Here is a 23133-nt window from a genome sequence, read left to right as displayed (position 1 = left end):
GGGCGGCGTCCACGACGGGGGCAGGGGTCCCCGAGGGGGTTTATCTTTCGATGATGGCGAGCGACTCCACCTACTACCGGAAGGGATTCGGGCTCAAGGCCGAGGTGCAGGACACCCTCACGGCCGACTATGACGGACAGCTCGTGGACCTGTTGCTGGCCCGCGAGCACACGCTCGTGGCCGGCGACATCACCGTCCGTCTGGCCAAGGAGTTCGGGTTCTGCTACGGTGTGGAGCGCGCCGTGGAGTACGCCTACCAGACGCGGGCCAAGTTCCCCGACAAGCGCATTTTCCTGGCGGGCGAGATCATCCACAACCCGCACGTGAACGCCAAGCTCAAGGAGATGGGCATCCATTTCCTCGCGCCGAGCGACAAGGGCTTTGACTACACCGGAGTGGAACCGGCCGACGTGGTGATCCTGCCGGCCTTCGGCGTCACCATCCACGACTTCGAGACGCTGCGCGAGAACGGCTGCGTGATGGTGGACACCACCTGCGGCTCGGTGCTCAACGTGTGGAAGCGCGTGGAGGCCTACGCCAAGGACGGGTTCACGGCGCTGATCCACGGCAAGTATTACCACGAGGAGACGCGGGCGACGGCGTCGCAGGTGGAGAAGTACGACGGCGGGACGTATCTCGTGGTGCGGAATATGTGCGAGGCCGAGGACGTGATGGCGTACATCGCCGGCACGTTCGAGGGTGGGCGCGAGGCCTTTGTCGCCAAGTATGCGCACGCGGCGAGTCCGCACTTCGATCCGGACCTGCACCTCAAGCGGATCGGCGTGGCGAACCAGACGACGATGTTGGCGCGCGAGTCGTTGGCCATCGGCGAGGCGGTTGGCGCGACGATGGAGCGCGTGTTCGGCGCGGAGCATCGGGCGACGCACTTCCGCACGTTCGATACGATCTGTAGCGCGACGCAGGATCGGCAGGACGCCGTGAACGCGCTGCTCACCGAGCCGCTGGACGTGATGTTGGTGGTGGGCGGCTACAACTCGAGCAATACCATCTCGCTGGCCGCGCTGTGCTCGGAGAAAGTGCGCACGTACCACATCGAGGATGCAGTCTGTCTAGATCCGTCCACGGGCGGTATCCGCCACCGTGACTTGGTGTCGGGCCAGGAGGTGGCGGAGTCGAGCTGGCTGCCGGCGACCGGCGCGCTGCGCGTGGGACTGACCGCCGGCGCGAGCACGCCGAACAACAAGATCGGGGAGACCGTGGCGCGCGTGCTTCTGACGCGCGGCGTGGATCCGTCGACGATCGTCTGAGGCGGTGGTGAGCACGGCGACCCAGGTGGAGCCGGGCTACATCGCGCTTGAGGGCGGGGACTCGCGCGTGGAGGTGGTGCCCACGGACGGCGTCTTGGTGCGGTCATTGCATCTGTTCGGTCGGGAGTGGTTGCTGCAGCCGTCGGTTGCGCGCGCTGCGGCGCGCGCGCAGGGCGTGCACCCGACCTCGGACTTTGGCTGGATCGAGTGCGCTCCGGTGGCCGGCGGCGGCACGGTGCCGAGCTGGGTGAAGGGCATCGGTGGCCAGCAGTTCAAGCCGGGCGGCGAACTACGTTCGCGGATGCCCGAACTCGCGCTCGCCACCGACGACGAGGGGCACAAGCTCACCAGCACCTGGCTTGGGGCCCGTGCGCCGTGGATGCTCTCGCGCACCTTGCTTGTGCGTCCGGACGGTGCTGTCGAAGCGCGCTACGAGGCGCGCGCGACAGGACGCGATCGACTGCCCTTCCTCTGGAGCCTGTGGCTGTCCTTGCCGCTGACGTCGGACACGCGGCTGCGCCTGCCTGACACGGCGCGGATGCGGGTGTCGCAGGCGGAGGGTTGCGCGATCCCCTCGGAGCGCGCCGACCGACCCACCCGCTGGCCGCAGCTGACGGTTGACGAGAAGGCACGTGACCTCTCCGTTCCGGCGAGCCTTCCGCGCTCGGCGCGCCTGCAGGCCTGGGTCGCGACGAGCTCGGCCCGCTCGCAGTTCCAGGTGATCGAGGACGACTCGAGACTCTCGATTGCGACCGACGGCGCTGGCGTTCCGTTCGTGGGTGTGCACGTGGACCGTCCGGGTCTGGGGCGCGCGCGGCGCGGCGGATTGCGACGGCGTGGCGTGCCAGCGCTGACTTTGGCATTCTCGCTGGGCGCGCCGGATACCTATGCGCAGGCGTTGGGCGACTGGCAGTCCATCACCTGGTTGGTGCCCGGCGAGCCGCGGCGTTGGACCATCACGATCCGCGGGGGTGCGGCGTGAGCGGCGCAATGCGGCAGCTGCTGACCGGCTTGGTTGACTACGCGGGCTTGTTCCCGCCGGCGGCGTTGCCGATGTCCGAGGCGGTGGCGAACTACGCGCGCTATCGCACGAGTGCGGCGCGCCCGATGCTTGCACGCTTTGTGGTGCCGGCGGCGCGGCTGAACGAGTTCGCGTCGTCGGCGACGACGGTTCGTGCGGCCACGGACATCATGCCGTGGCCGCTGGCCGTGCTGGCGGCAGCAAGTGACGCCGAGACGCTGACGGCGTTCGACGCTGCGCAGGCTGGCCGATTCGTGGTGGACAGCGTTGAGGCAAAGGCCGATTCGTCGGCGGGCATCGCGGCGCTCGCCGCCGCGTACCGTCCCCAGCGCGCGGTCTATGTCGAGTTGCCGGTCGACGCCGATCCTGAGCCGCTGATCCGGCAGTTGGCCGAGCGCGGATTGCGGGCCAAGATCCGGACCGGCGGTGTAACGCCCGACGCGTTCCCATCGCCCGAGCAGGTGATGCGATTCCTCGCCGCTTGCGTGCGGCACGGCGTTCCGTTCAAGGCGACGGCCGGCCTGCATCACCCGCTGCGCGGGGAGTATCCACTTACCTACGCCGCCGATGCGGTGCGTGGCACGATGTACGGCTACCTCAACATCTTTCTGGCGGCAGCGCTGCTCCACGCCGGCAACGATCCGGCGACGGTGTTGCCGCTGCTGCAGGAGCGCGATCCGTCGGCGTTCATCGCCACGGAGTCGGCGTTGATGTGGCGCGGGCTAACGCTCGACGCCGAGCAGATTGCAGCGGCGCGAGAGGTCTTTGCCGGCTCGTTTGGGTCCTGCTCCTTTGACGAGCCGGTGCAGGATCTCGACGCACTCTCCCTTCTTCCGTTTTCTCGATGACGCTCGACGGCACGCACGATCCAGCACTGCGCTCCTGGGTTGAGTCGGCCCAGGCCGAGGGCAGTGACTTTCCGATTCAGAACCTCCCGCTCGGTGCGTTCCGGATCGGCGAAGGCGCGGCGGCGCGGCTTGGCGTGGCGATCGGGGATCGAGTGCTGGACCTGCGGCGCGCTGGCGAGCACGGATTTCTCGATGGACTGCACGCGGACATCGTGGACGCCTGTGCGGGCGAGACGCTCAATGCGCTGTTCGCAACGGGACGCGGTGGGCTGCGGGCGTTGCGCGAGCGTGTGCAGGCCACGCTGCGGGCCGACACGCCGGAGGGGAAGCGCGCCGCGGCGATTGCCGACCTGACCGTGGCGATGACCGATGTTACGATGGCGATGCCCGCGGCAATCGGCGACTACACGGACTTCTATGCGAGCATCGACCACGCCACGAACGTCGGCTCGATGTTCCGGCCGGACAATCCGCTGCTGCCGAACTATCGACACGTGCCGATCGGCTATCACGGGCGGGCCTCGTCAATCGTTGTGAGCGGCACGTCGGTGCGTCGTCCCTTTGGCCAAACCTCACCGAAGCCTGAGGGGCCGCCGGTCTGGGGTGCCTCGGCGCGGCTCGACTACGAGCTCGAGGTGGGGGCCTTCATCGCGGGAGAGAATGCGATGGGGTATCCCGTGCCGCTCTCGGAGGCGGAGCAGCGTCTGGCCGGGTTGGTGTTGGTGAACGATTGGTCGGCGCGCGATGTGCAGGCCTGGGAGTACCAGCCGCTGGGCCCGTTCCTCGCCAAGAACTTCGCGACGACGATCTCGCCGTGGGTGGTGACGATGGATGCGCTGGCGCCGTACCGTGTGCCGGCGCGTGCGCGTGGCGCCGACGAACCCACGCCGCTGCCGTACCTCGTGGATGCGCAAGACGCGGCGGCCGGCGGCTTTGGGCTGACGCTCGAGGTGTGGCTGCGTACGGCGACGATGCGCGAGGCCGGCGCGCCGGCCGTGCGGTTGAGCCGCGGCGACTTCACACGGATGTACTGGACGATGGCGCAGATGCTCACGCACCACGCGAGCAACGGCTGCAACCTCCGCGCGGGCGATCTCATCGCGAGCGGGACGGTCTCCGGCGCGACGAAGGACTCGCGCGGCAGCATGCTCGAGTTGGCTTGGCGCGGGACCGAGCCCGTTGCCCTGCCCGGCGGAGAGACCCGTACGTTCCTGCAGGACGGCGACGAGGTGATCCTCAAGGGCTGGTGCGAACGCGCGGGGGCCGCCAGAATCGGGTTTGGTAGTTGCCGCGGGACGGTGTTGGCCGCGGAGTGAGCGCTGCGGCCCAGGGCGGCACGCAGCGCGGGTGGCGAAGACCTTGAACAGGGAGCGCGGAATGCGTCGGAGTCGGACGGTGCTCGCAGGAATGCTCGGCTCGCTTTCCCTCGTGACGTCCGCCGCGACGGCGCAGGGCGGCACCGACGTTTGGGTGGTCTCGCTCAGCGGCAGCAACAACACGCTCAGCGTCGGGCGGCCGGTCAACCTGACCAAGCGCCCCGGCTACGACAACCAGCCGGCATTCACGGCGGACGGGAAGGCGGTGCTGTTCACATCCATTCGCGATGACGGCCCGTCGGACATCTGGCGCGTAGCGCTGGACGGATCGGCGGCGACGCCGTTCACGCGCACGCCGCAGAGCGAGTACTCGGCCACGCTGATGCCCGATGGCCGCGGTGTGAGCGTGATTCGGGTGGAACTACCCGACTCGACGCAGCGGCTCTGGGCCTTCGGGCCGGACGGCAGCGCCGAGCGGGTGATCCTGCCCGGGTTGGAGCCGGTGGGCTATCACGTGTGGGTGGGTGGCTCGAACATCGGCGCATTTGTGTTGGGGAATCCGAACGCGTTGGTGCTGGCCAATCCACAAACCGAGCGCGTGGACACCTTGGCGCGCGGCATCGGCCGCGCCTTCGCGCGGGTGCCGGGGCGCGAAGCCTTCACCTTCGTGATGGCGTACCGGGACTCCGCGGTGATCCACGAGGTGGACGTGCGCACGGCTGCCGTGCGTCGTCTCTTTCCGGTGCCGCAGGGTGGTGAGTACCACGTGTGGACCAAGGACGGCGCGCTGATCGCGTCGGCGGGCTCGCGGCTGTACCTGCGCGTGGATGATCGATGGGACGTGCTTGCGGACCTCGCGGCGTATGGTGCCCGGGGCATCACGCGATTGGCGTTGAGTCCTGCGGGCGACGCGATTGCGTTCGTGGCCGACGAGGGCCCGGCGCGGTGAGCGAGCCGGCGCTGCGTTTCGCCGATCACTTCTCGGGGCACGCGTTCTCGTACGCCGTGCATCGACCGCGGTATCCAGCGGCGCTGTACGAGTGGTTGTCCGCGTCGTCGGCCGGGACTGAGCTTGCCTGGGATGTCGGGACGGGGAACGGTCAGGTGGCGCAGGGCCTGGCGACGCGCTTTGCCCGCGTCATTGCGACGGACCCGAGCGAGGAACAGCTCTCGCACGCCGAGCCTCACGCGCGCATCAAGTATCAGCGCACGACCTATCACCCCGAGCTCTCCGAGGCGTCGGTTGACTTGGTGGCGGTCGGGCAGGCCCTGCACTGGTTTGCCCTGGACGAGTTTTTCGGGTCGGTGCGTCGTGTGCTCAAGCCAGGCGGACTGTTCGCGGCGTTCGCGTACACGCACAGCCGCGTCTCGCCTGAGATTGACACGCTGATGCGGCATTATCACGATGTCACCGTGGGACCCTTCTGGGCGCCAGAGCATCACTGGATCCACGCGGGCTACCGCACGATGGATCTGCCAATCGCGGAGATTGAAGCGCCGCCGTTCGAGATCGTCGAGCGCTGGAGTTGCGCGCAGTACCTGGGATTCCTGCGGACCTGGAGTTCGGTGCAGCGGCTCATCAAGGCCGAGGGCGATGCGAAGGTGCTGGCGTTCGAGGCGCAGCTCACCGAAGTGTGGGGCCGACAGGCGGAACGAGCGGTGGTATGGCCACTGATCCTGCGCGCGGGTCGTCTGCAGTAGTCCGCCACGTCGTGGTGTTCGGCGTGGTTGGCGGCCTGGCCGTCGCTGCGCTGCGCCTCGTGGAGTACCGCTGGCTGGTCATCGACCACTCGGTGGAGATCTACGGCGGCATCGTGGCGGCGATCTTTGCGGGGCTTGGAATCTGGTTGGGGCTGCGAATGACGCGCCGCGAGGTGGTGGTGCGCGAAGTGCTGTTGCCGGTCGAGGTCCCCGTGCCGGTCGGCCCAGAGTTCGTGCGCGACGAGGCTCAACTGGCGGCTGTCGGGCTAACGCAGCGCGAGGTGGAGATCCTTGAACTGATGGCTGCTGGGCTGAGCAATCGTGAGATCGCCGAGAAGGCGTTCGTCAGCGAGAACACGGTGAAGACGCACGCCAGCCGGGTGCTGGACAAGCTTGGGGCGGCGAGGCGGACGCAGGCAGTGCAGCGGGCCAAGGAACTGCGGCTGATCCCGTAGTAGCCGGTTTGGTGCCTGCACTGTTCGGTACTGCGGCGCTGTGAAGGCCGCGAAACCGTCGCCCGAAGGGATGATTTTCGAACTAACCGTGCGAAATCACCCTTTCGGGGGACGCGCGGCGGGAGTGCTGCCGCCAGTTTGCCGCGACCTTCAACCGGGAGCTCGATTGTGCGTCGCATCGTACTGACATTTGGACTCATCGCCGGCGCCGTGATGTCGGCGATGATGCTGATCACCATTCCGTTCCACGAGCAGTTGGGCGATGGCACCGGGATGGCGCTGGGCTACACCGCGATGGTGCTGGCCTCGGTGCTCATCTACGTGGGCATTCGACAACACCGCGACGTGGTGCTGGGGGGCAGCATCAGCTACTGGCAGGGCCTGAAGGTGGGCCTGTTGATCTCGGCGGTGGCCGTGGCCTGCTATGTCATCACCTGGCAGGTCATCTACTACGGGTGGTTCCCTGACTTCGCGGAGGTCTACGGCGCGGAGGCGGTACGCCGGCTGCAGGAGAGCGGGGCATCGGCGGCGGAGATCGCCGAGACGACCGCGGAGATGCAGCGCTTTGCCGAACTCTACAAGAATCCACTGGTGAACATTGCATTCACGATCCTTGAGCCGCTTCCGGTCGTGTTGCTGTTCAGCCTGGTCTCGGCGGGACTGCTGCGGAAGCCAGCGTCAGCGACCTGACGCCTTGCGCCGAGGTCGGGGACTTGGTTTGCTTGCAGTCTCCCTCACCCGCGACCGATGCCGAGCAAAGCCGCCCTGCGTCCCTCGAAGCCGTCACCGAATCCCGTGCGTGATGCTGCCGATGCCCTTTATCGGACGGCGAAGGAATGCTGTCATCAGCACGAGCGGCTGAAGACGTTGAACCGGGTGCACGCGGACGACGCGGAGTTCAACGCGACCTGGGACGTGGCGGAGACCTGCGAGGCGCAGTTGGCGGCGCGCACGGAGAGCTACGAGAAGACCGCGGAGCTTGGTCGCGGCAAGGAAACCGAGGAGTGGTGGCACACGGCGAACACGCTGTGGCACGCCTGCCGGGAGTACACGCGGCGCCACGCGGCCTCGAATGGCGCGGCGTCGCGGACGCGGCGGCACGGGGCGGAGGAGCTCAAGGAGATTTCGTTGGAGTACGAGCTTGAGCTTTCCGCGCGGATGGCGGTGAAGCAGGCGTTGGAGAAGTATGGGGTGCTAAGGCCGGATGCGGCGTAGGGCAGCCGCGAGCCGACCGACGGCGCCGCGAGTGACTTAGCGCCGCGGGGTCGCGCCGCTCTCCGATTCACCCGCTCGTGCCGCCACGATCGCACGAACCGCGGGGCTGAGTTCGTCCCCGTGCAGGCGCTCCAGCAATCCCAGCCGCTCCGCAACCGCATCGCGATGGCGGCCCCCGTGGCGGAGCCCCGCGAGCGCGAGGCGCTTCGCGCTCCCGAACATCCCGGTTGCCATCCGGACGCGCTCGCTGGCCGAGCGCTGCCGGAGCAGCTCGCGCAGCCGCGCGTCGACGCTCGCCGCCGTGTCAGTCATCGTGCGCGCTCCGGGCCAGGGCCTCGGTGAGCCCGAGCGCAGCCGCCCACTGCCGCAGATACTTGCGGTCGAGCTCCGGGATGTCGCGCAGCAGCAACGCCACGTCCTCGTTCTGGCGCGCCGAGCCGCTTTCGCGCGCCCAGGCCAGCTTGCTCAGGATCAGATCCTCGGGGCTGATGACCGCCACCGCCCTGCCCTCCAGTTCCACCTGGAGGCGCCGTGCGAACTTCGTGCGCTCGTAGGGGTCGTCGCGGCGGAGGATGAAGTCGGCCTTCAGCAGCGACGAGAGGTGAACCGCGTTGAACATCGTGCCGCTGGTGGTGGCGTCGAGCGCGGCGTCGCGGTCGATGTAGCTGTCGCTGGAGAACGCGGCGACCAGCCGCTCGACCGCCGCCGCATCCGCCTCGATGACGACGTCCACGTCGCGCGTCATCCGGGGCCGTGCCCAGATGGCGAGCGCCAGCGAGCCGGTCAGCATGTAGGGGATGCCGACCGCCTCTAGCCGCTCGACAATCGAGCGCAGGAACTCGAACTGCTCATCCATGCAGGCGACGCGGTGTGGGAACGGACGAAATCTAGCGTCGAGGGTGCGCGGGAGCGCTCGATCGGCACGGACACCACCTACTACCTCTACGACGCGCGGGGGAACCCGGTGCGTTGGGGACAGCACGTACACGGCGGCTGACCGGTGATTCGATCACCTTCGGCTACGACGCCGCCGGACGCCCGAGCTCGGTGACCTTCGACCGCGGCACGCTCGGTTTCAGCTTCAACAGCCTCACCGGCACGTTGACCTCGCTCAGCGCACCTGGCGGGCTGGGTCTAGCCCTCACCTACGACGGCTCGTTGCCAACCAGCCTGACCTGGTCCGGCACCGTGGCCGGCAGCACGCAGCGCACCGCGTACAGCTACGACAGCCATGGCGCGCTGAGCGCGATGCTCTCGCGTCTCGGCACCGACACGCTGTTCCGCACCAGCTACACGCGCGACTCGCTCTCGCGCATCACGCAGCTCATCGAGCGCATCGGCGCGGGCACCGACACCCTGGCCTTCGCCTACGACTCCGTGGGCCGGCTGAGCAGCGTGAGCCGCAACGGCAGCGTGACGGCGAGCTACACCTACGACCTCAACGGCAACCGGGCCACGCAGGTGACGTCCGGCGGCACGCTGACGGCGACCGTGGACGACCAGGACCGCCTGCTCAGCTACGGCACGGCCACCTACGGCTACACGGCCCACGGCGACCTGCTGTGGAAGGCCGTCGGCACGGACACCACGCACTACAGCTACGACGCGCTGGGGAACCTGGTGCAGGTGCTGCTGCCGGACGGGACCGACATCGGCTACCTGATCGACGCGCAGAACCGGCGGATCGGAAAGACGGTGAACGACACGCTGGTGCGGGCCTGGCTCTACCAGGGGCAGTTGACGCCGGTGGCGGAGCTGGACGGCAGCGGCAATGTGGTGAGCCGCTTCGTGTACGCGACGGGCGTGAACGTGCCGGACTACCTAGTGCGGGGGGACAGCACCTACCGGCTGGTGCGGGACCACCTGGGGAGCGTGCGGCTGGTGGTGAACGTGGCCACGGGGACGGTGGCGCAGCGGATCGACTACGACGCGTTCGGGATCGAGGTGCAGAACACGAACCCCGGGTGGCAGCCGTTCGGGTACGCGGGCGGGCTGGGGGACGCCCAGACGGGGCTGGTGCGGTTCGGGGCGCGGGACTACGACCCGGTGGCGGGGCGGTGGACGGCGAAGGATCCGATTGGGTTCCTCAGCGGCTCTACGAGTCTTTACGCGTACGCGAGCGGCGAACCAGTCAACCTAGTTGATTATACGGGGAGCATCGCAGTCGCGCCGATCCTGTGGGGCGCCGGGGCCGGAGCAGTCGGTGGTGCGCTCGAAAGCATAGCACTCCAGATGCTGCTCAACGGGTGCATCGACTGGTCGCAGGTAGCGATTGATGCCACGATTGGTGCTGCTGGAGGCGCAGCTGCAAGCGCCCTCAAGATCTGGAACGGAGTGAGGCGGGCCGCGCAGTCCGCGAGCGGCGCAGAACGCGGCGGTCTAAACCTGTACAAGTACCTCGATCCAACGTCTACGAAAGCATCGGGATGGAAGGAAGGCGATCGGTTCCTAAATCTTCCGGATCGAGGCAGCTACAAGGCCAACTGGAAGCAAAACGCGAGTCGGTTGCGCGAGGAGATGCGCAGTGGGAATCCAATCTTTGACTCTTATCGTGATGCGCGAGGAGAGCTGATTCCGACAAAGGGCTTCCTGAACGCGGAGCGACAGCTCTTAGAGAATCAGGGGTGGAGGTATAGCTCGTCGACTGGCGCGTGGCACCCACGAGGAGGACTCTGAGGACATGCCTAGGCTTCCGTTAGAGACTTACGCGGTGCAAAACTTCGAGTATCTCGTGACGGAGCACGGCTTCAGGCTCGCCGAGTCGGAGCCGAACCGTGTTCGATTCGAGTCAGAAACGGTCTATGTTGAGGTCACCTATGACGGGCATCGATCCTACGAACTAGACCTTCTCGTTGGACGAGTCGGCTCTGAAGAAGCACCCTTCAGAATTGATGAAATCGTGAAGCTTCGGCAGGCAGACAAGGCCTACTCGAGTTCGCTGGTGCAAGTCACGACGGCCGAGGCACTCTCTTCGAAGCTGGAGCAACTTGCGCGCCTCTTATCCGAGTTCGGGCGCGACTTCATTTCTGGTCATGAGGGCAGCTTTCGCGAAGCTGCGATGCAGCGATCAAATGACGTAGACAGGTATGCTCGGGAGAGGGCGTTGAGAGCAGCGCGGGCCGAAGCTGAGGAAGCGTGGCGGAAGAAGGACTATCACCGGTTTGTGATGCTTATGCGACCGCTTCGCGCGCACTTGTCCGATGAAGAGTTGTCCAAACTGGAGGTCGCCGAACGACGGTAACCAAGCCGACGAGCTCGATTCGGAGCAAGTGGCGCTTGGGGCAGTGATAGCGCCACGACGCTGATGGTGACTGGCCATCGCTAAACTCTCTGCCGCAGCTACGGGCTCTTCCGCAGGCGTACAGTTGCCAGCGAGGCGGCAGATCTCCGCCCTTTCTACGGGTCGATCGATAGAGCCTCGGCTGCTTCCGCCCACGCGGCCATCGCCTCATCAAGTGCCGTGCGCGCCTTGGCCAGCTCCTGGTCGAGGCGCGCTGCCGTCTGGGCCCCCTCCGCGGAACCGTCGTACAGATCGGTGTCCGCGAGCTGTGCCTCCAGTTCCTTCACCCGCTCCTCCCAACGGTTCGCCGCTGCCTCCGCGTCCTCGACCGCGCGCTTGTGCGCCCGCTTGGCGGCGTGGTCGTCTTCCTGGTTCGCGGCGCGCTTCTTGGCCTTCTCCTTCTCGGCCGCCCGCTTGCGCTCCGCCGCCTCCGACTCGGCGCGTGCCGACTGCGCGGCCTTGTCCTTGCGCCAGGTCTCCCACTCGATGAACGGGCCGTCGAAGTCCACGAGCTTCGTGCCATCAAAAAACCACACGCGCGTCGCGACCTCGCGCAGGAACGCACGGTCGTGGCTCACGAGCAGCACACTGCCCTCGTAGTCCTCGAGTGCGTCCTCTAAGGCCTCGATGTTCTCCACGTCGAGGTGGTTGGTGGGTTCGTCGAGGACCAGAAGATTGGCGTGCGACAGCGTAATCAGCGCCATCGCCATGCGCGCGCGCTCGCCGCCAGAGAGCGTGCCGATCTCGCGAAAGACTTCATCGCCACTGAAGCCGAAGGCGCCTAGGTGGTTCTGCACCGCGCCGCGACTCCAGAGCGGGCGCTGGTCGAGGATGGCGTCGTGCAGCGACTTGCGCAGGGGCAGATCGGCGAGGTCCTGACGGAACCAGGCCGGCGTGATGGAGCTGCCGACCTTGGATTCACCGCTTGCCGCCGGCAGGTCCCCGAGGATGGTGCGGATGAACGTGGACTTGCCGGCGCCGTTGGGCCCGACCAGCGCCACGAAATCGTTGCGGCGCAGTACGGCCGTGAACGGCTCGACGAGCACGCGTCCGGGGACCTCGACGCTGAGCTCCTTGATCGCAACAACCTGGTCACCGCCGCGCTCATTGGGCTCAAAGCGCAGCGACATCGCCGCGGGATCGCCCGGCGGCGGCGCCAGTCGCGGTAGCCGCTCCAGCCGCTTCCGCTTGCCCTTGGCCTGGAACGAGTTCACGCCCGCGATGTTCCGGCGGATGTACTCCTCCTCCTTCTTCACATAGGCGATCTGCCGCTGCAGTTCACGCTCACGCGTGAGCCGACGCTCGGCGCGCTGCGGCACGAACTCGCTGTAGTTGCCCTTGTACCACTCGCTGGTGCGCGCCTCGATGTGCAGGATGTGCGTGCAGATGGCGTCGAGGAAGGCACGGTCGTGCGAGACGACGATGATGGTCTCATCGCATTCCTTGAGCCAGTCCTGCAGCCAGGTCGTGGTGTCGAGGTCGAGGTGGTTGGTGGGCTCGTCGAGCAGCAGCAGGTCGGCGGGCGCGATGAGCTGCGCGGCGAGGCCGACGCGGCCGCGCTCGCCGCCGGATAGCGTAGAGACCAGCCGCGTCTTGGACTCCTCGGCGTCGAAGCCGAGGCCTTGGAGCACGGCATCCACGCGGGCGTGGTAGACGTAGCCGCCGAGGTCGGCGAAGCGCTCCTGATCGCGGCCGAACTTCTCGAGGAAGTCGTCGGTGACCTTCTCACCCATCTCGCCAAGCTGGATGGCCTGCTCGGCGATGGACTTCTCCAGCGCGATGACCTCGCGCCAGGCGGCGGCCGCCGCCTCCCACACGGTGGTGGCGCCCTCGAAGGCGCGGTGTTGGTCGAGCAGCGCGTGCCGGAGGCCCGGCTTGCGCGCGACCGAGCCCACCGTGGGCTTCAGGTCCTCGGTGATGATCTTGAACAGCGAGCTCTTGCCGGCACCGTTGCGGCCGATGATGCCCCAACGGTCACCCTCGCCGACGGTGAAGGTGACGTTCTTGAGGAGTTCGGTGGCCCCGAACGAAATGCCGAGGCCGGAGATGGACAGCAGGCTCACGCGTCGGTCGGGGTGGGGACGGTGAGGTCGCCGGTGTCGAGGGCGCGTTGGGCGAGGCCGCGGAGGCGCTCGTCCTGGTTCTTCTCAATGGCACGAATGGCGCGGCGCGCGCGGCGCATGGCCATCGGGATGAAGATGCGCGCGGCATCGAGATCGGCGGACGCGGCTTCCACGCCGTGCTTGGCGACGGCACTGCTGGCGCGCGAGAGGACGGCCGTGCTCAGGTAGATGTCGATGGCCGCATTGGCCATGCGTTCCTGCAGCATCTGGCGTTCGATGATGTCCTTGCCGTGCTCGATCAACGCCTTCTCCACGGCGAGGGCCAGCCCGTGGATGTTGTCCTCGACAAGTTCCGCCTCGTCCTCGAGGGCCTCGTGCACCTTGGAGAAGTGCTTCTTGGTCAGCGTGCGCTTGGCGCGGCCGGTGACGTAGCTGGAGATCGCGCCGATGTTGCGCAGGGGATCCTTGAAGGCCTTGCCGACCTTCTTGAGTTCCTCGCCGGGCTGCTGCAGGCCCATCAGCGCGATGAGTGCGCGCAGAATCTCGTTGGTCCCTTCGAAGATCAGGTTGATGCGTGAGTCGCGGACCGCGCGCTCATACGGATACTCCTTGGAGTAGCCGATGCCGCCGGCGATCTGCAGCGCTTCGTTCGCGGTGCGGAAGGCCAGCTCCGATGCGTAGATCTTGCAGCAGGCCGTCTCGAGCGAGAAGTCCACGCCGCCCTTGTCGACCATGCCGGCACAGAGCATCCAGCCGGCGTCCGCCGCGTAACAGTCGGCGGCGGCCGCCGCGATCTTGCGCTGGATCATCTCGAACGAGGCGATGGGCCGCCCGAACTGCTCGCGCTGCTTGGCGTAGTCGATGGCGTGCTTCATCATCTCGCGCGTGCCGCGCGAGGAGCCGGCGGAGAGGCCGAGGCGGCCGGAGTTGAGGATCTCCAACGCAATCTTGAAGCCGCCGCCGATGTCGCCGAGCAGGTCTTCCTTGGGGACCTTCACGTTCTCGAGCGTAATCGTGCGTGTGTCGCTGGCCTTGATGCCCATCTTCTCCTCGATCTTGCCGAGGGAGATGCCGGGGGCCTTGGCGTCGACGATGAAGGCGGTGACGCGCTGCTTCTGCTTGCCGTCGATGACGACCGGGACCTTGGCGAAGACGGTGAGCACGCCCGCGTAGCCCGCGTTGGAGATCCAGATCTTCGTGCCGTTGAGCACGTAGTGCGAGCCATCTTCGGAAGGCACCGCCGTGCTGAGCATCGCTTGCGCGTCGGAACCGGACCCTGGTTCGGTCAAACAAAACGCGCCGATGAGCTCGCCGGAGGCGCAGCGCGGAAGCCAGCGCTGCTTCTGGTCCTCCGTGCCGAAGAGGATGATGCCCTTGATGCCGATGCTCTGGTGCGCGCCGAAGTACACGGCCAGCGAGGCGTCGTGCGCGCCGATCTCGCCGAAGACGCGGTTGAAGACCATCGCCGAGGCGCCGAAGCCGCCGTAGGCCTCGGGGATGTTGAGGCCCATCAGGCCCAGCTCGGCCATGCCCTGGCGCACGGCGTCGGGGAACTTGCCGTCGTGGTCGAGCGTGGCGGGGTCGAGCGTGTCGGCGGCCCAGGAACGGAACGCGTCGAGGATCTGCGACAGCGTCTCCTTGTCCTCGGCCGTCGGCTCGGGGAAGGGGAAGAGCAGGTCCTCGTGGATCTCGCCCTGGAACACGCCGCGGGTAAAGGACGGGTTCTCGTCGGGGTTGGCGAGGTGCGGGGTGTTGGCGTTCGCGCTGGCGCTCATCGTCTACGGCTCATTCGGGAGTGGGCCTGAAATCTAGCGTGGCGGAGGGTTGCCCAGCCTGTGCCGATTGGGGATGTTGGGAGATGCGACGTTTCAGCCTGATTTCGTGCTTCCTCCTGCTGCCGGCGGTGCTTGGCGCACAGCTCCTGCAGCGCCCAACGCAGCCTCCTGACTCGGCCGTGGATTCGGTGCCGCCGGTGGTGGTGGACTCCGCCTCGCCGCGCGCCGCCGTGACGGCCTTCCTCCAGCTCACCCGCTCGGCCAACTACGAGCGGGCGGCGGGCTACCTAGAGCTGACGCAGCCGGAATACTCGGCGCGCGGCGAGGACCTGGCCCGGCGATTGAAGGCTGTCTTGGACTCGAAGCTCTGGATCGATCTTGAGCGCGTGTCGCCCGTGGCCATCGGTGACACGGCGGACGGACTGCCGCGCAACCGGGAGGAGCTGGGCGTCATCCCCGCCGATGGGGATCGCGAGGTGGCGATTCGACTCGCGCGAATCGTCGATGGCAACGGCAGGCGCTGGGCGTTCTCGCAGGCGACTGTCAGCGAGGTCGATGGATTGTACGAAGCGCTGCCAGACAATTGGATTCGTGAGCATCTGCCGCTGCGGATGTTGAACGAGGGACCATTCGACATCCTGTACTGGCAGTGGATTGCCTTGTTGGTGCTGGTGCCGATTGCTGCGTTGGCCGGCCTCACCCTCAGCGCGCCGACGCGCTCGCTCCTGAAAAAGCTGGTGTCGCGCACCGACACGGACTTCGACGACAAGCTGGTGGACTCGGCGCGCGGTCCGTTGATCCTGCTCTGGGGCGTGGTGGCGTCGCGCGTCCTGTTGCGTTGGATTGCGTTGGCGGCGCCGGCGCAGGCATTCGTGGTGGACCTACAGACGGCGCTGGCCACGGTGGCCTTGTTCTGGATCCTGTTGCGTGCCATCGGTGTGCTGCAGGACGACCTGCCGGGTTCGAAGTGGACCGAATCGCACCCGGCGCTCAAGTCGTTGATCCCGCTGGCGGCGCGCATCGGCCGCATCGTCGTGCTGTTCATCGGCGTGCTGACCATCATCTCGCAGTTCGGCTACCCGATCGCGACCATCCTTGCCGGCCTTGGCATCGGTGGTATTGCGATTGCGCTGGGTGCGCAGAAGTCGCTGGAGCACTTCTTCGGGTCGGTCAGCATCGGTGTGGACCAGCCCTTTGCCATCGGGGACTGGGTCAAGGTCGGCGAGGTGGCGGGCTCGATCGAGGCCATCGGCCTCCGGTCCACGCGCATCCGCACGATGGATCGCACACTGGTGTCCATCCCCAACGGGCAGCTGTCCGAGTCACAGACGGAGAACTTCGGGCAGCGCGATCGTATCCGGCTCGCGGGCGTGCTCGGGGTCGAGTACGGCACGTCGGCCGCGACGATGCGTCTCCTGCGCGACGGCATCGAGAAGATCCTGCGCGCGCATCCGCTATGCTGGCAGGAGCGCGTGCAGGTGGCGTTCTCGAACTTTGGCGCCTACTCGCTGGACATCGAGTTCTTCTGCTGGCTCGAGACGACGCAGATCGACGAGTTCCGCGCGGCGCGGCACGAGCTCTTCCTGCAGATGATGGAGTTCGTGGAGGGCAACGGCGCCGGCTTCGCGTTTCCGACGCAGACGGTGCACGTGCTCAGGCCGGGGGATCCGACGCAGGGGAGCTAGTCGCCAGCCGGCGCAGCAGCGGGAGGAGCGTACGGATCGCCGTGACGGCGGCGCGCTCCTGCGGTGCTGCCTTCGCGCGAATCCAGCCGCGCAGCGCCTGCCGAACGGATGCGCGGTCGTCGAGGGCGAGCAGTGCGTCCGCCAGCGGCGCCAGATCCTGCAGCGCGCTGGCGGCCTCGCTCTTTGGCGCAGCCGCGGGCAGCTGCAACTGGCGGCGTAGCCTCCGCACGATGTGTCCGACGGCTTCGTGTCGATCCACGTGCCCCTCGCGCGCGATGCGACTGGAGGCCTGCAGGGAGAGCGTGGCGAGCCATCGCTCGTCGAAGGCATCGCGCTTGTGCCAGCCCGGCAGGCGCAACGCGAGGTCCGCAGTAGCCAGGCGCTGGGTCTCCCGCGAGGCGGCCCGCCGAGGTGAAGCCGCCAAGCGCTCGGCAAGCCCGCGCGTCATCGCGTCGACCGGTCGGAACCCAAGTCGGTGATAGAACCAGAACGCACCACTGGCGAGTGCTTCCGGATTCCCCTCGCCAACCTGGAACGGATTCACGATGAAGCGTCGGACGCCGAAGAGGGCGTGGAAGCAGCGCAGCGTGCGGGCCCATAGCGCCGACGCCTCGGTCCCGCGGAACGCCGGGAAGATGTTCAAGCCGGTGTTCGCCTGCGCGGCGAGCGGACTGACGCCGCCGTAACCGACCGGGACGCCGTTGGCGAACAGCACGAAGGCGTAATTGCCCTCCAGCGGCAGGCGCATGGCGGGAATCACGCCGATGACGGCGAGTGCGGTGCCTGCACCGAGGTCCGACCACCAGAGCTCGTGTGGATTGGCGTAGGAGAGGGCGTGGACCTCGCGACAGCGCGCGGCCAGGGTCGCGCGTGCGAGATCGATGATCTCGACCGCTTCGCGCAGGGTGAGACGTCGCGGCCGCTGGCTCGGCGGTGGTGCCGACGCGACGAAGCGCGCAGTGTCGTGGGGGGGCGGTCGCAGGTGCTGCCGAACTCGTGGTCGCGTTCCACGAATGTGCGCGTTGAGCACCCCACTCTGTCGCAGCTGCCACTTGATTGGCAGCGCAGCAGCTTCCCACGCGGCCGCACGTCGCGGGAGCGAGTCTCCGGTATCCGCGAGCGCGTCGAGCAGCCAAGCAAGATCGGAGGGCCACGCGTGGCCGCGTGCGCGCAGGATCCAACGGTGCATCGTCAGCGTGTCCGAGTCGAAGCCCTCCTCTTCGAGCCGCGTCACGCTGGGTCGCGCCAACTCCGCGGCCGCTTCCGCCGCGCCTGACGCGGACCAGTCGACCTCTGCATCGTGGGGGAATCGCGCGACGAGCCAGCTGGCGAGGCCAAGGTCGAAGCAGTGGCGGCTCGTAGTGCCCTCGAGTCCGCTGTCGTCGCCGCGATGGCGCTCGAGTGCGGGCAGCGTGTGGGCCGCAACTCTGAGTTCCTCGAGCCGCTGCATCGCAGCGCGGGCGCTGGCGAGGTTCCGCGGAAACGCCAGCGTGCGAAGCGCACTGTCGCAGGATTCCACGAATCCGTGCCATCGCCGCGGTAAAGCGGCGGGTGTCGCTGCTCTCGAGGTCGGAGGCCGCCCAGGCATACCGCGAAGGTCGGCTCGCGGGCGCAGCCTCGCCGTCAGGAAATGGCTGACGTTCTGTCAGCCGTTGTACACCAGTCCACCGGAGTCCCGATATCGCTCGAGTACCGCGCGGGCTTCGTTGCGCAGGAGCCCTTCGGCGATCTCCACCCCGCGCTCCCGCAGGTAGGCGAACGACTCGGCGAACACCGGACCTTCGTCGAAGCCAATGGCGATGGCATCGTCGCGCGAGGCGCCGATCACCACGCGGTACACGCCGCTCCACAGCGTGGCTCCGAGGCACATCGCGCAAGGCTCGCAACTCGTAAACAGCTCGTGCGCCGGCTGTCCCTCGGCGCCGAGCGTGAAAGAGGCGACGCGTCGCTGGGCGAGCTGGTAGGCGACCATCTCTGCGTGCAGCGTGCAGTTGTTGAGGCGCACGACCGAGTTCACGCCCACGCTGACGAGGAGTCCGCTCCCACGCTCAAAGATCGCGGCGCCAAATGGGCCGCCCGTCTGCCGCGTCACATTCTCGTCCGCGAGGCGAATGGCGAGGCGCATGCGTTCGTCATCACTCGTGTACGGGACGTCGAAGTCCACGGCCTCGCGCACCCAGGCTGGCAATGAGACGGTGGCGTCGAACATCGGGGGGCGTTCCCAGCGCATTGTCAGTCTTGGATGAGGGCGGCGAGCGAGTGGTCGTCGCGTAAGGCTAGGCGCGCGGCGGCCCGGCCACAAAGGGCCCCCATCAGGTTGCCAGTGCCGCTGTAGGCACCGAGCACCGTGACGCCGTCGCTGAGCGTGCGCAGGATCGGGAGCCCGGAGTCGGTGAAGGCCACGGATGCCGCCCAGCGATGCGTGATCTCCGATTCGATTCCAAGTCGCTCGCGTAGCTGGCGCGTGAGGTAGTCCTGCACGGTAGCTGTCGGATCGCTCTCGCCCGTCCATTCCGCGGACTCAAAGCGGTCGCGACCGCCGCCGAGCAGGACGGAGCCGTCGTCGAGCTGCTGCCAGTAGTCGTAGCCGTAGCGCAGGGAGACCGGCCGCGGGAAGCGCAGCGGCAGGGACGGCGCCGCGGCCAGCATCTGGAGGCGTGCCGTACGGACCTCGCTGCGCAGTTCAGGCAGCAGCAGCTCGAGATTGCCATCCACCGCGACGACGATGTGGCGTGCCGTGACGGTGAAGCCATCCGTTCGCACGCGGCCGGATTCGACCGTACGCGCGGTGGCATTGCCGAACAAGCGCGCGCCTCGCTCTTGCACTCGAGCGGCCAGTGCGCGGCAACGCCTGAGCGGCTGCATCACGCCGTCGGTGGGAAAGAGCAGGCCGCGGCCCTCCGGCCCTTCGTAGTGCTCGACCGGCAATCCGTCAGCGCGCATCGCATCGAACTGCCGCGCGCAGTCGTCGAGCTCGGCGTCGTCCTCGGCGATGCGCAGTGAGCCGGTGATGCGTGAGACTCCTGGCGTCTCCTCCGCAATGCGGCGGCGTTCGTCCTCGGTGGCGGCCGTCAGCGCGAGGACGCGCTCGCGGCCGAGCTTGGCGACGGCATCGTGATGGAAGTCGACCGTGCCGGCGAGCAAGAGGCCACCATTGCGCCCCGCCGCGCCGGACGCGACGTCGCGCGCGTCAATACCAACGACCGACGACACGCCAAGGTCGAGCGCCTCGCTGATGCAGCTGAGCCCGCTACCACCAAGTCCGACCACACAGAGATCGGCCTCCACGTCCTGCTTCAGGACGGGGAGGCCGGGCCAATCGTGGTCGTCCCAACGCGGGACGTTGGGTAAGCCTGCGCTCACCCCTGGCCAGCCGACACGAGCATCTCGCCAGTATGCACCTCGGCGCGCGGCGGCACCACCTGGAGGGCCTGGTCGAGGTCGCGCCAGAGGTCGGCCGGATCCTCGAGCCCGACGCTGAGCCGGACCAGCGCGGGCGTGATGCCGGTCTTGGCACGCGCGGCAGCATCCACCACGCGATGCGTCAGCGCGGCTGGCGGTTGGATCAGCGAGTCCGTCGAGCCCAGGCTGACGGCGGGCGTGATAAGACGCAGCGCCGAGATGAAGGCCTGCATCACGGATGCATCGTCGCTGTTGATCTCGAAGCTCATGACGGAGCCTGGCCCTGACATCTGTGTGCCGATGAGTCCGCGCGGGTCTTGGCCCGGCAGTCCTGGATAGTGGATGCCGCGCACGCGCCGGTCCGTCGCGAGACGCTGGGCGAGCACCTGCGCCGTGGCCTGCATCCGCAGCACGCGGAGCTCGAGCGTCGGCAGTCCGCGGTGCAGCAGGTACGCGCCAAGCGGATGCAGCACACCGCCTGTGGCGGCGCGGATGTGCTTGATGTCGCGAATCAACGCGTGGGAGCCGGCCACGACACCAGCGAGCACGTCGCCGTGGCCACCGAGGAACTTGGTGGCGGAGTGCAGGACCATTGCTGCGCCCTGCTCCAGCGGACGCTGCAGGGCGGGCGTAGCGAAGGTTGAGTCCACGACGACGGGAACGCTGCCCGCCTGGCGCACGACCTCAGCGATGTCCACCAGGTCGAGCGTCGGGTTTGCGGGCGTCTCGATCAGCACCAGCGCTGTGTCTTGTCGAATCGCCTCGGCGATCTTGTCCTGCGAGGCCCAGCTGACGGTGAGGCCGAGCAGCCCTGACTCCAGCAGGTGATCGCTGGTGCCGTAGAGCGGGCGCGTGGCGACGACGTGCGAGCCGCGGGACTTGGCCGCGAGCAGCACGGCGGTCAGCGCCGCCATGCCCGAGGAGAACGCCGCCGCGTCCTCGGCGCCTTCAAGCTCGGCCAATGCCTGTTCGAATCGTCCGACGGTGGGATTGTAGAGGCGCGGATAGACAAACGAGTCGCCCGGGGGTGCATCACCGGCGACAAGTGCGTCGAAGGCCTGCGCCGCCGCCCCAAGGTCTGGCGTCGGATAGGTCGAGCTCAGGTCGAGCGGGGGCGCGTGGACCCCGATCTCGTTGAAGTCGTGGCGGCCGGCGTGGACGGCTTTGGTGGTGAAGGCGTCGGGGCGCATCGATGTCTCCTGTGAGCTGCGTCTGCAACGAAATTCAACGGAATCATCGACAAAACACGACATTCTCAGCAGATTATTCGGCAAATGGCCGACCAGACACCGCTCGACAGCACGGATCACCTGATTCTCGCGCATCTACAGAAGAATGCGCGGCTTTCCAACAAGGAGCTCGCTGCTAAGGTGGGACTCTCCGCCTCGAGCTGCCTCGCGCGCGTGCGCCGCCTCGAACGCGGCGGCGTCCTGCTGGGATATCACGCCGAGGTGGATGCGCGCAGCTTCGGGGTCACGCTGGAGGCGATGGTCGCTGTCCGACTGGCCAAGCACGTGCGCACGGCCATCGAGGCCTTCGAGCAACTGTTGGGGACGCTTCCAGAGGTGCGCGGCTGGTACCATCTTGCGGGGGCCAACGACTACCTCGTGCACGTGGCCGTGCGTGACGCCGAGCATCTGCGGGAGTTCGTGCTGAGCGCATTCACGGGGCGGGGTGATGTGGCCCATCTTGAGACCAACCTGATCTTCTCGCATCGCCGTGCGCCGGTCTTCGGTGCAGCACCGCGCGGTGGAATGCGTCGCGACCCCTGACCCGAGCGCTGTGGCCAGCATCATCCTCGTCCTAGGCCTGCTGTACTTCCTGGCCCACTTCCTGTCGAACACGTTCGACCGGTCGCGGGTCCCGGACGTGTTGGTGCTGATGATCATCGGCATCGTGGTCGGGCCGCTGCTCGAGTGGACGACGCCGGAGTCGTTTGGTCAGGTGGGCAGCGTGCTCACCACCGTCGCGCTGGCAGTGATCCTCTTCGAAAGCGGTACCACGCTCAACATCGGCAGCATCGTGCGCTCGGCGCGCAGCACGCTGCAGGTGACGCTGGCGACGTCCTTCCTCACGATCGGCGTGGTCGGCGTGCTGGCGGGTGTGCTGCTGGAGATGCCCTGGATCAGCGCGTTTATCCTCGGCACGATCGCCTCCGGCACCTCGGCGGCCGTCGTGATCCCGATGGTGAAGGTGCTCAAGGTGAAGGAGCGCGCCGGCACGGTGATGATTCTCGAGTCCGCGGTGACGGACGTGACGAGCATCGTGTTCACCTTCGCGCTGCTCAACGCGGCGCTGCAGGGCGAGGTGAACGTGGGCCTGATGCTGGGGCAGACGCTGTCGGCCCTGGTGTTCGCGGCGGTGATCGGCGTGGCCGGCGGCATCGGTTGGCTGTTGATCTGGGAGAAGGTGCGGCAGTTCCCGACCACGATTTTCACGACGTTGGCCTCGGCGTTCGTGCTCTATGGCTTCGCCGAGCTGCTGGGCTTCGCCGGTGCGATTGCCGTGCTGGCCTACGGCATCACGCTATCGAACCACGAGTACTTCGGGCTCTCCAAGCTCTTCAAGGGTCGCGGCTTCTCAGGCGTGACGCCGGTTGAGTCGGACTTCTACAAGGAGATCGTCTTCCTGCTGAAGACCTTCTTCTTCGTGTACCTCGGCATCTCGATGCGTTTCAGCGATGCCAAGATTTTCGGACTGGCGTTGGCGCTGATGCTGATCCTCACGGGCGCGCGGCTGTTCATGCTACCGCTGCTGGTGCCACGCACCATCTCGCGCAGCGACGCCGCCGTGGTGTCGGTGATGATTCCCAAGGGACTGGCCGCGGCCGTGTTGGCCGGCCTTCCGCTGGAGCGCGGGATCGCCGGTGCGGAGGAGATCCAGGCGGGCGTCTACGCAATCGTCTTGGTGAGCATCACGCTGACGGCGATGCTCGTGTCGATTCGCGATGGTCGGGTCTTCGGACCGGTGTTCGGTCGGGCGCTTCGCGCGTTCCCGGAAGTCGCACCGGAGGAGCCGGGCCGCGGCACGCCGCGCTCTGGCATCGCGACGGTGCCGGCGCCTGCAGCGCCGCCGTCACCGCCCGCGGCGCCCCAAGGCTAGGG

General features: G+C 67.4%; 22 protein-coding genes. 14 read left to right on the top strand and 8 right to left on the bottom strand.

What is annotated here, in order from left to right:
- Positions 1 to 50: 50 nt before the first annotated feature.
- From KF709_05390 to KF709_05350, 9 genes are all read left to right on the top strand, one after another.
- Positions 51 to 1268 carry a 4-hydroxy-3-methylbut-2-enyl diphosphate reductase gene (locus KF709_05390; protein MBX3173823.1) on the top strand — a complete coding sequence of 406 codons (1218 nt, stop codon included), beginning with the start codon at positions 51 to 53 and terminating at the stop codon, positions 1266 to 1268.
- Between the two features lie 7 nt (positions 1269 to 1275).
- A complete protein-coding gene (locus KF709_05385; protein ID MBX3173822.1) occupies positions 1276 to 2250 on the top strand; it encodes a hypothetical protein in 975 nt (324 codons plus the stop codon).
- Between the two features lie 8 nt (positions 2251 to 2258).
- Positions 2259 to 3137 carry a hypothetical protein gene (locus KF709_05380; protein ID MBX3173821.1) on the top strand — a complete coding sequence of 293 codons (879 nt, stop codon included), beginning with the start codon at positions 2259 to 2261 and terminating at the stop codon, positions 3135 to 3137.
- On the top strand, positions 3134 to 4453 hold the full coding sequence (gene fahA / locus KF709_05375; protein MBX3173820.1) for a fumarylacetoacetase: 1320 nt from the start codon (positions 3134 to 3136) through the stop codon (positions 4451 to 4453). The genes KF709_05380 and fahA overlap by 4 nt, the downstream gene beginning before the upstream one ends.
- 61 nt (positions 4454 to 4514) lie before the next feature.
- The gene (locus KF709_05370; protein ID MBX3173819.1) at positions 4515 to 5402 is read left to right on the top strand and encodes a PD40 domain-containing protein; all 888 of its coding nucleotides are present in this window, start codon (positions 4515 to 4517) and stop codon (positions 5400 to 5402) included.
- A complete protein-coding gene (locus KF709_05365; protein MBX3173818.1) occupies positions 5399 to 6154 on the top strand; it encodes a class I SAM-dependent methyltransferase in 756 nt (251 codons plus the stop codon). Before KF709_05370 ends, KF709_05365 begins: the two co-directional genes overlap by 4 nt.
- Complete coding sequence (locus tag KF709_05360; protein MBX3173817.1) at positions 6118 to 6609, top strand: response regulator transcription factor; 492 nt, start codon at positions 6118 to 6120, stop codon at positions 6607 to 6609. The genes KF709_05365 and KF709_05360 overlap by 37 nt, the downstream gene beginning before the upstream one ends.
- A 168-nt stretch (positions 6610 to 6777) precedes the next feature.
- A complete protein-coding gene (locus KF709_05355) occupies positions 6778 to 7299 on the top strand; it encodes a DUF4199 domain-containing protein (protein ID MBX3173816.1) in 522 nt (173 codons plus the stop codon).
- 57 nt (positions 7300 to 7356) lie between these two features.
- Positions 7357 to 7824, top strand: coding sequence for a hypothetical protein (locus tag KF709_05350; GenBank protein ID MBX3173815.1), 468 nt, complete (start codon positions 7357 to 7359; stop codon positions 7822 to 7824).
- Between the two features lie 36 nt (positions 7825 to 7860).
- Here the strand turns inward: KF709_05350 and KF709_05345 are convergent, their stop codons facing one another.
- Positions 7861 to 8136 carry a hypothetical protein gene (locus KF709_05345; GenBank protein MBX3173814.1) on the bottom strand — a complete coding sequence of 92 codons (276 nt, stop codon included), beginning with the start codon at positions 8134 to 8136 and terminating at the stop codon, positions 7861 to 7863.
- Positions 8129 to 8680 carry a nucleotidyl transferase AbiEii/AbiGii toxin family protein gene (locus KF709_05340; protein MBX3173813.1) on the bottom strand — a complete coding sequence of 184 codons (552 nt, stop codon included), beginning with the start codon at positions 8678 to 8680 and terminating at the stop codon, positions 8129 to 8131. Before KF709_05340 ends, KF709_05345 begins: the two co-directional genes overlap by 8 nt.
- 113 nt (positions 8681 to 8793) lie before the next feature.
- Here KF709_05340 and KF709_05335 point away from each other — a divergent pair, with 113 nt between their 5' ends.
- Both KF709_05335 and KF709_05330 read left to right on the top strand, forming a co-directional pair.
- Complete coding sequence (locus KF709_05335; protein MBX3173812.1) at positions 8794 to 10500, top strand: RHS repeat-associated core domain-containing protein; 1707 nt, start codon at positions 8794 to 8796, stop codon at positions 10498 to 10500.
- A 34-nt stretch (positions 10501 to 10534) separates the two neighbouring features.
- Positions 10535 to 11065: a hypothetical protein gene (locus tag KF709_05330; protein MBX3173811.1), complete on the top strand. Its 531-nt coding sequence runs from the start codon at positions 10535 to 10537 to the stop codon at positions 11063 to 11065.
- 155 nt (positions 11066 to 11220) lie between these two features.
- Here the strand turns inward: KF709_05330 and KF709_05325 are convergent, their stop codons facing one another.
- Positions 11221 to 13167, bottom strand: a complete 1947-nt coding sequence (locus KF709_05325; GenBank protein MBX3173810.1) for an ATP-binding cassette domain-containing protein — start codon at positions 13165 to 13167, stop codon at positions 11221 to 11223.
- Positions 13164 to 14942: an acyl-CoA dehydrogenase family protein gene (locus tag KF709_05320; GenBank protein MBX3173809.1), complete on the bottom strand. Its 1779-nt coding sequence runs from the start codon at positions 14940 to 14942 to the stop codon at positions 13164 to 13166. The genes KF709_05325 and KF709_05320 overlap by 4 nt, the downstream gene beginning before the upstream one ends.
- Positions 14943 to 15025: 83 nt before the next feature.
- Between KF709_05320 and KF709_05315 the strand changes: the two genes are divergently transcribed.
- The gene (locus KF709_05315; protein MBX3173808.1) at positions 15026 to 16627 is read left to right on the top strand and encodes a mechanosensitive ion channel family protein; all 1602 of its coding nucleotides are present in this window, start codon (positions 15026 to 15028) and stop codon (positions 16625 to 16627) included.
- Here KF709_05315 and KF709_05310 read toward each other — a convergent pair.
- The 4 genes from KF709_05310 to KF709_05295 all read right to left on the bottom strand — a co-directional run bounded on the left by KF709_05310 (position 16596) and on the right by KF709_05295 (position 21282).
- Complete coding sequence (locus tag KF709_05310) at positions 16596 to 18146, bottom strand: hypothetical protein (GenBank protein ID MBX3173807.1); 1551 nt, start codon at positions 18144 to 18146, stop codon at positions 16596 to 16598. The genes KF709_05315 and KF709_05310 overlap by 32 nt on opposite strands.
- 126 nt (positions 18147 to 18272) lie before the next feature.
- Complete coding sequence (locus KF709_05305; protein ID MBX3173806.1) at positions 18273 to 18857, bottom strand: nucleoside deaminase; 585 nt, start codon at positions 18855 to 18857, stop codon at positions 18273 to 18275.
- Positions 18858 to 18859: 2 nt separating this feature from the next.
- Positions 18860 to 19990, bottom strand: coding sequence for an FAD-binding oxidoreductase (locus tag KF709_05300; protein MBX3173805.1), 1131 nt, complete (start codon positions 19988 to 19990; stop codon positions 18860 to 18862).
- A complete protein-coding gene (locus KF709_05295; protein MBX3173804.1) occupies positions 19987 to 21282 on the bottom strand; it encodes an aminotransferase class I/II-fold pyridoxal phosphate-dependent enzyme in 1296 nt (431 codons plus the stop codon). Before KF709_05295 ends, KF709_05300 begins: the two co-directional genes overlap by 4 nt.
- Before the next feature lie 21 nt (positions 21283 to 21303).
- Between KF709_05295 and KF709_05290 the strand changes: the two genes are divergently transcribed.
- Both KF709_05290 and KF709_05285 read left to right on the top strand, forming a co-directional pair.
- Positions 21304 to 21801, top strand: a complete 498-nt coding sequence (locus KF709_05290; GenBank protein MBX3173803.1) for an Lrp/AsnC family transcriptional regulator — start codon at positions 21304 to 21306, stop codon at positions 21799 to 21801.
- A 10-nt stretch (positions 21802 to 21811) separates the two neighbouring features.
- Positions 21812 to 23131, top strand: coding sequence for a cation:proton antiporter (locus tag KF709_05285; protein ID MBX3173802.1), 1320 nt, complete (start codon positions 21812 to 21814; stop codon positions 23129 to 23131).
- Positions 23132 to 23133 lie beyond the last annotated feature (2 nt).

This window comes from Gemmatimonadaceae bacterium, from assembly GCA_019637445.1.
Lineage (GTDB): Bacteria > Gemmatimonadota > Gemmatimonadetes > Gemmatimonadales > Gemmatimonadaceae > Pseudogemmatithrix.
This window is presented reverse-complemented; position numbering and strand designations above follow the sequence as displayed.